This is a genomic window from Pararobbsia silviterrae, from assembly GCF_003628125.1.
GTDB lineage: Bacteria > Pseudomonadota > Gammaproteobacteria > Burkholderiales > Burkholderiaceae > Pararobbsia > Pararobbsia silviterrae.
On sequence record NZ_RBZU01000010.1, the window covers coordinates 216,617 to 229,750 of the forward strand.

General features: G+C 66.4%; 11 protein-coding genes. 8 read left to right on the forward strand and 3 right to left on the reverse strand.

Annotated elements, in window-relative coordinates; translation table 11 throughout:
• The first annotated feature begins 255 nt into the window (after positions 1-255).
• Positions 256-1,407 (forward strand): bacteriohopanetetrol glucosamine biosynthesis glycosyltransferase HpnI, encoded by a 1,152-nt coding sequence (hpnI, locus tag D7S86_RS20755; RefSeq protein WP_121088830.1) that lies wholly within the window; start codon positions 256-258, stop codon positions 1,405-1,407.
• A gap of 144 nt (positions 1,408-1,551) precedes the next feature.
• Here hpnI and D7S86_RS20760 read toward each other — a convergent pair whose 3' ends face one another.
• Positions 1,552-2,307 carry a DUF899 domain-containing protein gene (locus D7S86_RS20760; protein WP_121088832.1) on the reverse strand — a complete coding sequence of 252 codons (756 nt, stop codon included), beginning with the start codon at positions 2,305-2,307 and terminating at the stop codon, positions 1,552-1,554.
• Between the two features lie 201 nt (positions 2,308-2,508).
• On the opposite strand from D7S86_RS20760, the gene D7S86_RS20765 reads away from it, so the two are divergent.
• The 5 genes from D7S86_RS20765 (at position 2,509) to D7S86_RS20785 (ending at position 7,780) form a co-directional block, all read left to right on the forward strand.
• On the forward strand, positions 2,509-3,735 hold the full coding sequence (locus D7S86_RS20765) for a helix-turn-helix domain-containing protein (RefSeq protein WP_121088834.1): 1,227 nt from the start codon (positions 2,509-2,511) through the stop codon (positions 3,733-3,735).
• A 94-nt stretch (positions 3,736-3,829) separates the two neighbouring features.
• A complete protein-coding gene (locus tag D7S86_RS20770; RefSeq protein ID WP_121088957.1) occupies positions 3,830-4,516 on the forward strand; it encodes a Vgb family protein in 687 nt (228 codons plus the stop codon).
• A gap of 112 nt (positions 4,517-4,628) precedes the next feature.
• The gene (locus D7S86_RS20775) at positions 4,629-5,054 is read left to right on the forward strand and encodes a VOC family protein (RefSeq protein ID WP_121088836.1); all 426 of its coding nucleotides are present in this window, start codon (positions 4,629-4,631) and stop codon (positions 5,052-5,054) included.
• Between the two features lie 113 nt (positions 5,055-5,167).
• Complete coding sequence (locus D7S86_RS20780; RefSeq protein WP_121088838.1) at positions 5,168-6,241, forward strand: AI-2E family transporter; 1,074 nt, start codon at positions 5,168-5,170, stop codon at positions 6,239-6,241.
• A gap of 414 nt (positions 6,242-6,655) precedes the next feature.
• Positions 6,656-7,780, forward strand: a complete 1,125-nt coding sequence (locus D7S86_RS20785; RefSeq protein ID WP_121088840.1) for an alkene reductase — start codon at positions 6,656-6,658, stop codon at positions 7,778-7,780.
• Positions 7,781-7,859: 79 nt separating this feature from the next.
• On the opposite strand, the gene D7S86_RS20790 is transcribed toward D7S86_RS20785, so the two are convergent.
• On the reverse strand, positions 7,860-8,531 hold the full coding sequence (locus D7S86_RS20790) for a response regulator transcription factor (protein WP_121088842.1): 672 nt from the start codon (positions 8,529-8,531) through the stop codon (positions 7,860-7,862).
• A gap of 301 nt (positions 8,532-8,832) precedes the next feature.
• Positions 8,833-9,837 (reverse strand): hypothetical protein, encoded by a 1,005-nt coding sequence (locus D7S86_RS20795; protein WP_121088844.1) that lies wholly within the window; start codon positions 9,835-9,837, stop codon positions 8,833-8,835.
• A 535-nt stretch (positions 9,838-10,372) separates the two neighbouring features.
• On the opposite strand from D7S86_RS20795, the gene D7S86_RS20800 reads away from it, so the two are divergent.
• Together D7S86_RS20800 and D7S86_RS20805 are read left to right on the forward strand one after the other, a co-directional pair.
• Positions 10,373-11,923, forward strand: a complete 1,551-nt coding sequence (locus D7S86_RS20800) for a DUF1800 domain-containing protein (RefSeq protein ID WP_121088846.1) — start codon at positions 10,373-10,375, stop codon at positions 11,921-11,923.
• A 5-nt stretch (positions 11,924-11,928) separates the two neighbouring features.
• Positions 11,929-13,077 (forward strand): DUF1501 domain-containing protein, encoded by a 1,149-nt coding sequence (locus D7S86_RS20805; RefSeq protein ID WP_121088848.1) that lies wholly within the window; start codon positions 11,929-11,931, stop codon positions 13,075-13,077.
• Positions 13,078-13,134: the final 57 nt, after the last annotated feature.

The window sequence follows — 13,134 nt, forward strand, 5'->3', positions numbered from 1 at the left end:
TCTTGACGCATCGTGGCATCCGGATCGGCCTATCTGATGCGGCGTCGTATCCCACACGTCCCGACAGTCATATCCCGATCATTTAGGGCCACGACAATGCCCGCACGGTGCGCGCACGATCGACTGCGCGACACGCCGATGCGGCGACCGAGACATTCGGAAAGCCGCGGGACTTAAGGATGTCTTCAGATAGGCGAACCTAGAATCGCCGGATATTTCGAGCCCGCCGCCGCCCGGCAAAGGACGCGTGAGTGCATGACAATCCATGAGATCCGGATGCTCGTAACCGTGTGCGTCGCGACAGCGGCCGCGCTCGGATGTCTGTATTCCATCGTGTCCAGCCTGCTCATGGCCTCGTTCTTCCGGCGTCCGCTCGGCGCGCCCGCCGCGTTTCCGGCCGTCACCGTGATCCGGCCCCTGCATGGCCGCGAACACGCGCTCGTCGACAACCTGTCGAGCTTTCTCGTCCAGGATTATCCGGGCCCCGTGCAATTCCTGTTCGGCGTGCACGACGCGCACGATCCCGCGCTCGAAGCCGTCGAAGCGATCCGCGCGCGCTATCCGCACGCCGACGTGACGGTCGTCGCCGACACGCGGCTGCACGGCCCGAATCGGAAAATCAGCAACATCGTGAACATGCTCGCGCATGCGAAGCACGCCGTATTCGTATTCGCCGACAGCGACGTCCACGCCTCGCCCGACACGCTGCGCCACGTCGTCGCGACACTTGAGGAGCCCGATGTCGGCCTTGTGAGCTGCCTGTTCCGCGGCCAGCCCGATCCGGGTTTCTGGCCGCGCGTATCGGCGGCGGCCTGCAACTATCACTTCGTGCCGAGCGTCGTGATCGGGCTCGTATCGAAGCTCGCGCGCCCGTGTTTCGGACCGATGATCGCGATGCGCCGCGATACGCTCGAACGCATCGGCGGCCTCACCCAGTTCTCGAGCCATCTCGCCGAAGACCACGCGATCGGCGAGGCCGTGCGCGCGATCGGTCTGCGCGTCGAGATCCCGCCGTTCATCGTCACGCAAGCCTGCGTCGAGACCACGTCGCGCGCGTTCGTCCATCACGAACTCCGCGCGAGCCGCACGATCCGCCGGATCACGCCGCAGGGTCATCTGGGCTCGGTCATCACCTATCCGTTCGCGCTCGCCTTAATCGCCATGCTGCTCGCGGGCGCCGCGCCCTGGAGCCTCGTGCTGCTCGGCGTGGCGCTGCTCTCGCGACTGCATGTCGGCATTCAAGCCGATCGCGCGCTGGGACGCACGCTCCATGGGCTGGCGGTGCTGCCGCTTTGCGAATTGATGCTGTTTTATGTGTTCATCGCGAGCTTCCGGTCCTCGCGCGTTGTCTGGCGCGGACATCGTTTCAGTGTCGACGACAGCGGCCTCATGACGGCGCGCAAATAAGTCCGAATAAGCGCGAATTCGCGCATCCGCGCCTGGCCGACCGGCATCGCGCAACGGCCGGGCTGGGCTGCGCCGGACCAGGCTGGGCTGGGCTGAATCGGCCTGTGCCGGGCCGCGTCGCGACGCCGTGTCGATCCGGCTCCATCAATACTCGTCGTGCCGGCGCCACCAGATGCCGGTTTCGTTGCGCCCCTTCGGTGCGCGATCGAGCCATTGATACATGCCCCAGATCCCGTCGAGACCGCGCGCATAGGTCGAATACGCGTGATAGACGACGCCGTCCTCGAGCACGAAGGTACTCATGCCGGGACGGTCGAGCGAATACGTCGCCGCGTCGGTACCGCATGTCGCCGCGAATTCGACGACCGGCGCGGGGGCGGGCACGGCATCCATCGCATGACGCCCGCGCGCGTAGTTGTATTCGACGTCGCCGTCTCGCTGCTGCTGCGCGGTGAACGCCACGTTGAAATCGAAGCTGAACGCGTCGTCGGCCGACGACGCCCACGGAAACGTCCATCCCATGCGCCGCTTATATTCGCGCAGCTTGGCGAGCGGCGCGCGCGACACCGCCGTCAACGAGACGTCGTGATGCGCGAGATGCGTCACGAATCCGGCAAAGCCGTCCGCGATCGACGAGCACGACGGGCATCCGGCCCGGTAATCGGGTCCGAACATGAAGTGATAGACGAGCAATTGAGAACGTCCGCCGAACAAATCGGCCAGCGTCGCGCGCCCGGCGTCGGTATCGAATTCGTAGTTCTTGTCGATGCGAACCCACGGCAACGCCTGACGTTGTCGCGCGAGCGCGTCGCTGCGCCGCGTGAGGTCCTTCTCGGCTTCGAGCAGATCGAGGCGCGCGGCGAGCCACGCCTCTCGCGTACCGGTCGGATGGGTTGCCATGGTTTCGCCCTCCTTCGAAGATCGAGTCCGGTCGATCGAACGATCGACACGGCCCGATAGTGGATCGAGCGGTCAGAGTAAGGCCGCTCAGGCCGCGACGGGGAGTGACATGTTTGGCGCGATTCGTCCGCGACGTGTTCGAAGGCCATGCTAGATTGGCGCGACGCTCCGCTGCGAGGACACGCGTGTGACGAGGCTCGGATGGATTCGTTGATCACGGCCGCGGCGCGCGCGCTTGCCGCCGGCGACCCGCTCGGCGCGCTCAAGCGTGTCGCGCTGCGAGACGACGCGCCCGCGCTCGCGTTACGCGGCATCGCCATCGCGCAGCTCGGCGACCTCGAACGCGCACGCACGCTCGTGCGCAGCGCGGCGCGCGCATTCGGGCCCCGCGAGGCGGTCGCGCGCGCACGCTGTATTGTCGCCGAAGCCGAGATCGCGCTCGCGGCGCGAGATCTCGGCTGGCCCGTCAAGACGCTCGATGCCGCGCGCATCACGCTCGAAACCCATGGCGACGTCATCAATGCCGCGCATGCCCGCTATCTCGAAGTCCGGCGGCTGCTGCTGATCGGGCGGCTCGACGAGGCCGACGCACTGCTCGCGGACATCGTTCCCGACGCGCTGCCGCCCGCGCTCCACGCCATCCATGCGCTGGCCGTCGCGGGCATCGCGATGCGCAGGGTCCGTGCGCGCGACGCGCGCGTCGCGCTCGCCCAAGCCCGAAGCGCGGCGCGGCGCGCGGGCATCGCGGCGCTCGACGCCGAAGTCGACGGCGTGTCGCGTATGCTCGACGCGCCCGCCGCACGCCGCCTCACGCGCCGCGAACCGATGCCGATGCCGATGCGGCTCGACGACGTCGAAACGCTGTTCGCCTCGGACACGCTGATCGCCGACGCATGCCGCTACGCCGTGCGCGATGCGCATACCGTCGTCTCGCTCGCCACGCGCCCGGTGCTGTTCGCGCTCGCCTGCGCACTCGCCGCTGCCTGGCCTGGCGACGTGGCGCGCGATGCGCTCGTCGCGCGGGCCTTCCGCCTCAAGCTCGCCGATGCGTCGCATCGCGCGCGGCTGCGCGTCGAAATCGGTCGGCTGCGCACGCTCCTGGAACCGATCGCACGGATCCGCGCGACGCGGGACGGCTACGCGCTCGAACCGCGCGTCGCGCGCGACGTCGTCGTGCTCGCGCGACCCGTCGACGACGCGCACGCGGCCGTTCTCGCGTGCCTCGCCGACGGCGAGTCGTGGTCGAGTTCGGCGCTCGCGATCGCGCTCGGCGCGAGCCAGCGCTCCGTGCAGCGCGCGCTCGAAACGCTCGCCGCCGAGGGCAAGGCGCAGACGCTTGGCCGCGGCCGCGCCGTGCGCTGGATCACACCGCCCGTGCCCGAATTCGCGACAACCTTGTTACTCCCGGCCACGCCGCCAGGCGGCTAGGATGCGGCCTATGCGATTCGCCGCCGGGACGGCGTGCGATTCGCTTTTCGGCGCGTCGCGCGCGCACATCATCGATCCCGCCAGGAGACCCGTCATGAAACGATCCGCCGCCACCATCGTCCGCGAATATGGTCCGTTTCCGGATGTCGAGTCCGTCGCCGGCGTCACGTATGACGGCACGCAGGTCTGGTTCGCCGCCGGCAACGCGATCAAGACGCTCGATCCCGCGAGCGGCGAGACCGGACGCTCGATCGACGTCGCCGCCCACGCGGGCACCGCGTTCGACGGCACGCATCTGTTCCAGATCTCCGAGAACCGGATCCTCAAGATCGACCCCGCGACCGGCCGCGTGCTCGCCGCGATCCCCGCGCCCGGCAACGGCGGCGATTCGGGACTCGCGTGGGCCGAAGGCGCACTTTGGGTCGGCGAATATCGCGCGCGCAAGATCCACCGGATCGATCCCGAGACCGGCACGATCCTGAGCACGATCGAATCGAACCGCTTCGTGACGGGGGTCACCTGGGTCGACGGCGAACTCTGGCACGGCACGTGGGAGGGCGATCAAAGCGAGCTTCGGCACATCGATCCCGTGACGGGCGCGATCATCGAAAGCCTCGACATGCCCGCGGGCGTCGGCGTATCGGGTCTCGAGGCGGACGGTCACGAACAGTTCTTCTGCGGAGGCGGCGGCAGCGGCACGATCCGAGCCGTGCGGCGGCCGCGTGTGGCATCCGGGGACGCGCCGGTCATGCCGGCGAAACGCACGCGTCAGTCCGCGTAGCGCACACCGCTCACATCACGCGTACGGGCCGCAGGGTCCGGCGCGATTTCGCATGCGATACTCGGGGCGGCCGCCCGACCGGAGGCGGGCCGCGATCTTCCCGGAGTGCCGCATGTCTCTTTCGCCGTTTCATCTCGCGATCCCCGTCTACGACCTGGCCGCCGCGCGCGATTTCTATGGCCGCGTATTCGGCCTGGCCGAAGGCCGTTCCAGCACGCAGTGGGTCGATTTCGATTTCTACGGCCATCAGCTCGTGATTCACGAGCATCCCAAGACCGCCTCGCAGGACAATGCGCATCGCAATCCGGTCGACGGTCACGACGTCCCCGTTCCGCATTTCGGCATCGTGCTCGAATGGAGCCAATGGGAAGCGCTCGCCGAACGGCTCCGGTCGTTCGGCACGACGTTCGTCATCGAACCGTATATCCGCTTTAAGGGGCAGGTCGGCGAACAGGCGACGATGTTCCTGTTCGACCCCTGCGGCAACGCGCTCGAATTCAAGGCTTTCAAGGACATCGGCCAACTCTTCGCCAAGTAGGCGCCGAACCGCGCGCGACGTGCGACGCCCGAACGCGGGGTCGCCGGACCGCCGGACCGCCGGGAATACGTATTGCTTGCGTTCGCGGGTTTCGACAACCGGATCTCTTCTTCATGAAGCCAGACGCTGACGGCAGTACCGTTCATCGGCGATTCTTCCACGGCCTGCTGCTGGTCGTGACGCTCGCACTTGCCTGGGTGCTCTGGCCATACTTCAGCGCCGTGTTCTGGGGCGTGATGCTCGCGCTGCTGTTTCATCCGGTCCAACGGCGTCTCGTGAGCGCGTTCGGGCAACGCCCGAACCTCGCCGCGTTCGTTACGCTGATGATCGTGCTCGTGCTCGTGATCGTCCCCGTGATCCTGATCGCGATGCGGCTCGTCAGCGATATCGGCAACGTCTACGACCAGATCCGCTCGGGCCAGATCGACCTCGCGGCATCGTACGGGCAGGCGGTCCAGCTGATGCCCTCGTGGGCTCAGCCCGTCATCGAACACTTCGGATTGCACGACGTCGCGGCGCTTCAACAGCGCATCACCGACGGCGCCACGCAGATCAGCCGCTTCGTCGGCACACAGGCGCTCTGGATCGGACAGAACACGTTCCAGTTCATCGTCAGCCTCGGCGTGATGCTCTATCTCGTGTTTTTCCTGCTACGCGACGGTCCCGCGATCAGCCGCCTGATCCAACGCGCGCTGCCGCTCGACGAAGCCCACAAGGCCCATCTACTCGCGAAATTCACGACGGTCGCGCGCGCGACGATCAAGGGCAACGTCGCGGTCGCGGCCGTACAAGGCGTGCTCGGCGGCGCGATCTTCGCCGTGCTCGGCATCCAGAGCGCCTTGCTCTGGGGTGTCGTGATGGCCGTGCTGTCGCTGCTGCCCGCGGTCGGTGCGTCGATCGTCTGGGCGCCCGCGGCGGTCTACTTCGTCGTGAGCGATCACCTCTGGAAGGGCGTGATCCTCATCGTGTTCGGCGTGTTCGTGATCGGACTCGTCGACAACATCCTGCGCCCGATCCTCGTCGGCAAGGACACGCGGATGCCCGACTGGGTCGTGCTGATCTCGACGCTCGGCGGCATGTCCGTGCTCGGCATCAACGGCTTCGTGATCGGCCCGCTCGTCGCGGCCCTGTTCATGGCGAGCTGGAGCCTGTTCGCACAGGAAGAAGACGACAACTCGCGCAGCTGACGCGATGGCAGCGGGCGAGATCGACCGGAATCGGCCGGGGCGCGTCTCGCGCAGGACTCCGTGCGTTCCGAGTCGCTTCGGCTCGGCGGGCTCGATCGAATTTCGCCGCCTTGGCTGGGCTCGGTTCGACTTAGGCCGGCTTAGCTTCGCTCGACGCGGCTCGGCTTAGGTTCGCTTGGCTCGGATCGGTCGGGCTGATCGTATCGGTCGTACCGGTCGAGCCGGGTCGGATTATTAGCCTGCGTCGACAAGTCCTGGAGGCAATGCGCGATTTATCCGCCGCAGGGGCCTGCCCATAATCGATTCCAAGTTGAACGCGCGCTGAACGCAAGGCACACCGGCAGCCCCTGCCGACCCGACACGAAGCGCACCCTGAATCGAACCCCGGGCCCATCGCCCTTCGAGGACACCATCATGAACACGCTCTTCTCCCCCGTGAACGTCGGTCCCTACTCCATCTCGCATCGCGTCGTGCTCGCCCCGCTCACGCGGATGCGCGCCGAAGCCGGCGCCGTTCCGGGCGCGTTGATGGCCGAATACTATGCGCAGCGCGCGTCCGAGGGCGGCCTGCTGATCGGCGAAGCCACGATCGCCGCGCCCGGCGGTAATGGCTATCTCGGCGCACCCGGCCTCTACGACGACAGCCAGATCGCCGGCTGGAAGGCCGTGACCGACGCGGTTCACGCCAAGGGCGCCACGATCTTCGCGCAGATCTATCACGCGGGCCGTCAGTCCCACGTCGATCTGCAACCCGACGGCGACGTGCCGGTCGGCCCGTCCGAAATCGTGCATAACGGCGCGGCTTATACGGCAGCCGGCTGGGTCGCGACGACGCCGAACCGCGCGCTGACGATCGACGAGATCCACGGCCTGACCGACAGCTTCCGCGCGGCGGCCGTGCGCGCCCGCGCAGCCGGATTCGACGGTGTCGAGCTGCATGCCGCGAACGGCTATCTGTTCGATCAGTTTCTGCAGGACGGCAGCAATACGCGCACCGACCTCTATGGCGGCTCGTTCGAGAACCGCGCGCGCTTCCTGATCGAAACGACGCGGGCCGTCATCGACGTCTGGGGCAGCGACCGCGTCGCCGTGCGCCTTGCGCCGAGCGGCGAATTCGGTGGCATGCACGATAGCGACCCGGTGGGCTTGTTCACGTACGTGGTCAGTGAACTCGACACGCTCGGCCTCGCGTATCTGCACATCATCGAACCGCGTGTCGTCGGCAACAGCATCAATGAAAAGCGCGACCAGAATCCCGTCGCGTCGCAGACCTTGCGCGCGGTATTCCACGGCACGATCATCGCGGCGGGCGGCTTCAAGCGCGCCGACGCGATCGCCGCGGTCGAAGCCGGTCATGCGGATCTCATCGCGTTCGGCCGCGATTTCCTCGCGAATCCGGACCTGCCTGAACGCCTGCGTCATAACCTGCCGCTGAACCCGTACGATCGCGACACGTTCTACGGCGGCACGGAGGTCGGCTATGTCGACTATCCGTTCTATTCGGGTCAAGCGGCCTCGCGCGACGCGGTCGCAGCCTGAACGCGTCGTCGATTCGAACCATGACGCCGCGCGTGTCGTTCATCGCGCGGCGTCATGGCGTTGCTTCGCGTCACGGTGTTTATTCGGCGGATTCGACCAGGCTGTATCCGACGCTCGGCACGGCAACGAGTCTCACGCGCATGCCGAGGCTCTGGATCTTCGAGCGCAACCGCGATGCGAGCAGATTGAGATTCGACGGATTGACGTCATCCTTGCCGGGCCAGACATATCGAACCAGCACATCGCGCGGGACGGCCGCCTCGCCTGCGCGAAGCAGGCACTCCATCATCAGGTACTCGTGGCGCGTGAGCTTGCAGCGGCACGCATCGTGCGCATAGGTCAGCGTTTCGGCATCGAGCGCGCTCAGGCGCGAGAACAAGCGCGGCGAACGCATGCGCAGCAGACGCTTCATGCGTTCATTGAATTCGAGGAACGACACCGGCCGCTCGAATCCCGCATCCGCGCCGAGCTTGAGCAATGCGGTCCGATCCTCGGGCCGCAGGCGATCCGACACCGCGAGCAACACCACATCGCGCGCGACGCCCCTGAGCACCGCGACATCGTCCTGCAAGCGTTTCGAATCGGTCGGCGTGTCGGCGAGCAGCACGATCACGTCGAAGGCTTCCTCGGTCGCGGCAAATACGCCGTCGCGCACGTCGTCGAGTTCCTCGACGCTGTGCGACGCTTCGAGCAAGGCCTTCATCAGATACCGGGCGTCGGGGTGGTGGGCGGAAATCAGCAAAATGCGCATCGGTCGCGGCTCTTCTTCATGCTCGCGCCGGCGACGGTTCGACGGCCATCGCCATCATTGCCGAATGGACCGTCGAATAACACTGAATAATTCTTTAACTTGGCTCGACAGCGACAACGCACGCGGCACAAACGCCGTCGTTCGCAGCGTCGTCGCGTCGTCGCGTCGTCGTGTTGCTGTGTTGCTGTGTTGCTGTGTCAATGCGTCAATGCGTCAATGCGTCAATGCGTCAATGCGTGGAGCATTGTGCTCGTCGCATGACGCATCCGCGCGCATCGCAATGCACGCCGACAATCGCGCTCTACCAGCGATATCCGATGCCCGCGACAATCACGTCCGTATCCGCGTTGTAGTGCGTGACGACGCGATTCCATGTGATCCGCGTATCCCAGTGATCGGTCCATCGATATGTACCTGAGATCGACACCAATCCAGAAACTTTGCCTCTGCTGGCCGTCTCCGATTCGGGGCCGTTTGCGATATTGAGCGCATAGTACGGGCCCGCGCCGACGCCGACCGTGACCGTATCGTTGAAAAACACGCGGGTCGCCCAGAGTTGAGCATAGAGGCCGTCGCGCTGGACGTCATCGGAGCTGCCCTGATGGAGATACCCCGCGCTGACATCGAGCCAGCTCAACAGACCGTGCCGATAGTCGATCCCGGCCGCGAACGCGACAGGCGAGCTCGGTGAGTTGAGGATCGTGCGGCCGCCGTAGACCGTGACCTCGTTGTCCGTGACGGGCGACGTGCGCCGGATGGGCCAGTCGCGTGGCCCCTGCTGATCGGGCGGATCGAGCTGATAGCCGATACCGATCAGCACGGCTGACGAGTCGGGTCCGTTCGACACGTGGATGCGGTCGAGCTGAAGCTGCGCGATCCAGCGATTCGACGCGTAGTACGCGGCGCGCAGGCTGTAGATCGCGCCCCAGCCGTGCTCGTCCTCGTATGTGCCGTTCGCATAGCCCGTGACGGTGTCGAAATAGCGGTACGGCCCGACGCCTGCGGAGATCACGAGCTTGCGATCCAACAACGGCCAGCGCGCCCATAACTGCACGGTTCGCCCGTCGCGATGATTGTCGGGCACGTGACCTTCATTGAGCCACATGAAGCTCACGGCGAAGAAATTGCCGAGGCCCTCCTGGTATTCGAGCGCCCATGAATAGGTGCGGTCGTTCGAGACCTGTGCAGCGCCCGCGAAGGCGGAAAGCTCCTGAGCGCAAGCATGTGAACTGAACAACGCGCCGAGCGCGCCACCCACTGAAATCGTGCAACTCAACCACTGCTGAAATGCCCTTCCGGGACGCATCGAAACTCCCATGTCACGCGGCCCGCGACGTCTGCGATATGTAAAACAGCTTACATGGGCGCATGTTGCCGTGCCGCACGGGGTCCGCGCGAATGGCCGAATACGATGCCTGGGAGATATCCGATCATGCGACGAGAAGACACATCCGGAATCGAAATAATCAATAGAGACGCGGATCGGCGCGCGTAACGAATGGTGACCCCATGCCTGACGGGCATGGATGCTCCCTATGTTTCGGAGCGTTTCGAAGCTGACAGGCCTGACAGGTTCAAGGCGCGTCTCGCCATGCGTCGGACTTCAGATCATGCCGTTCCAGAACGCCGTACTCTGAATCGGCCTTCGCCCATGGCGCCGAAAAATAAATCTTTACACTTTCGCGCGCTCGCTTTTCGCGTCGAGCCGCGTTAAACGCGCAGGTCACGGACACCTCGACGAGCGGCGTTATCCAACCGTAATCGTCGTCGATTCATGTCTGTAAGCCGACGTGCCGATAATCACCCGAGCACGCACGCAACGCGTTACTGAAGGAACACGCATGGCGAACGATCCCGCGCTGACATCCGGCGCCATCGCTCTGAACCGATTCGGTCTCGGCGCACGCGCCAACGAGCCCGTCCCCACGGATCCGAAGCGTTGGCTGCTGTCCCAATTCGACGCCTACGATCCCGCACCGCCCGCGTGGCGCGATCAACCGTCGAGCCTGGCGATCGCGGCGGACCTCGAAACGCAGCGCGCGCAGGCCATGGCCATGGCCATGGCCAATGCAAGTGCGAGTGCGAGTGCGAGTGCCGCGGCCAGTGCGAGCGCCAGTCCAGGCGTCCATGCAAGCGCCGCCGCGTCATCGAACGCGCCGGCCCAGAACATGGCGCGACAGCCGTTCGGCGCACCGCGCAACAACGACGCCGTACGCAAAGCCGAACGCGTGGCCGCGAACCAGGCCGCGCGCGTCGCCTCGCGCGACACCTACCGCGATGCCGTCGACGCGCGCGTGCTCAGTGCCCTCACGACGGGCACGCCGTTCATCGAGCGCCTCGTGCATTTCTGGTCGAATCATTTCGCGGTCTCGATCGACAAGAGCCCGCTCGCGGCCTACGCGGGCGCCTTCGAGGCCGAAGCGATCCGCCCGCACGTGCTCGGCCGCTTCGAAGACATGCTCGTCGCGGTCGAACGTCATCCGGCAATGCAATTCTTCCTCGACCAGAACGGCTCGATCGGTCCCGATAGCGCGACCGGCCTGCGCGCAGCCCAGCGCGATCCCGCGCACAAGCGCGGTCTCAACGAAAACCTTGCGCGCGAGATCATGGAGCTCCATACGCTCGGCGTGCGTACCGGCTATACGCAAGACGACGTCACCGAATTCGCCCGCGCGATGACGGGCTGGAGCATCGCGGGCGCGAAGGGCCCGCAGCCCGGCAACGCGCCCAACGGCAGCTTCGTGTTCCGGCCCGACGTCCACGAACCCGGCGTGCGCACGATCATGGGCCATCGCTACCCGCAGCCCGGCGAAGCGCAAACGCTCGCGATCCTGCACGACCTCTCGACGATGCCCGCAACCGCGCAACACATCGCGACCAAACTCGCGCGGCACTTCATCGCCGACACGCCGCCGCCCGATGCCGTCGATTCGCTCGCGCTCGCCTATATGCGCAGCGGCGGCGATCTGCCGACCGTCTATCGCGCGCTCATCGACGCGCCGCAAGCGTGGTCGCCCGCGGCCGTCAAGTTCAAGACGCCCTGGGAATGGACGCTCTCGTCGCTGCGCGGGCTCGGCGTGCGCGATCTCGGCACGATGCAGCCCGCGCCGCTGCTCACGCAGCTCGGACAGCAAACCTGGCGTCCGGGCTCGCCCGCGGGATACGACGACATTGCCGCGAGCTGGGCCGCGCCCGATGCGCTCGTACGCCGCGTCGAAGCCGCGCAGCGTCTTGCCGCGCGTTTCGGCGACCGCGCCGATCCGCGCGAACTCGGTCAACAACTGCTCGCGGGCTCGCTCAGCGATGCGACCGGACTCGCCGTATCGCGCGCGGAAAGCACTTCGACCGCGATTGCGCTGCTGCTCGTGTCACCCGATTTTCAACGGAGATAACCGCGATGATCGATCGCCGCACTTTTATTCGTCTGGCCGCCGCCGGCGCGGGCGCGATGCTCGTCGGACCGCATATCGCGTTCGCGCGCGTCGAAACCGATCGCCGGTTCGTCTTCGTGATCCAGCGCGGCGCGGCGGACGGCCTCCATATCGTCGTGCCCTATGGCGATCCCGCCTATGCGACGCTGCGCGGATCGCTCGCGGTCGACACGACGTCCGCGCCGAAGCTCGACGGTATGTTCGCGCTACATCCTTCACTCACGCAGATCGCGGCGATGTATGCGTCGCACGAAGCCTTGTTCGTGCACGCCGTCGCCTCGCCGTATCGCGACCGTTCGCACTTCGATGGACAGAACGTCCTCGAAACGGGCGGCACCGCCGCTTATCAGCTCAAGGACGGCTGGCTCAACCGGCTCGTGGGCCTGCTGCCCGCGACGCGCGACAACGCGATCGCGTTCGCGCCGACCGTGCCGATGGCGCTGCGCGGTCCGGCATCGGTCGCCTCGTATGCGGCGTCGGGCTTGCCGCCCGCGCCCGACGATCTGCTCATGCGCGTCTCGCAACTGTATGAACACGACGCACAGTTACACCCGCTCTGGGACGCCGCGATGACCGCGCGCGGACTCGCGGCCGACGCGGGCGCGCGCCAGGACGCCGCGAGCGTCGGCAAGCTCGCCGCGGGTTTTCTCGCACGCGACGACGGACCGCGTATCGCGATGATCGAGACAGGCGGATGGGATACGCATAGCGCGCAAGCCGGGCGGCTCACGACGCAACTCAAGGCGCTCGACGCGATGATCGCCGCGCTGCGCGACGGACTCGGGCCGACCTGGAGCAAGACTACGGTCCTCGTCGCCACCGAGTTCGGCCGCACCGCGGCGCCGAACGGCACGGCCGGCACTGACCACGGCACGGGTTCGGTCGCGATGCTGATCGGCGGCGCGGTCGCGGGCGGACGCGTCGTCGCAGATTGGCCGGGCCTCGCACCCGCGAATCTCTATGAAGGCCGCGATCTGAAGCCGACCGCTTCGCTCGATGCGCTGATCGCGGGCGCCGCGAGCGAGAGCCTCGGCCTCGATCCGCATCGGACTGCGGCCGCGCTGTTCGCGCGCGTCGGCGGCATCCGGCCCGTCGGGGGATTGATTCGAACGTGATGGGCGGCACGCATCGGGAGCGGCGTACACCGATGACGCACCGCATGAAGAACGGTC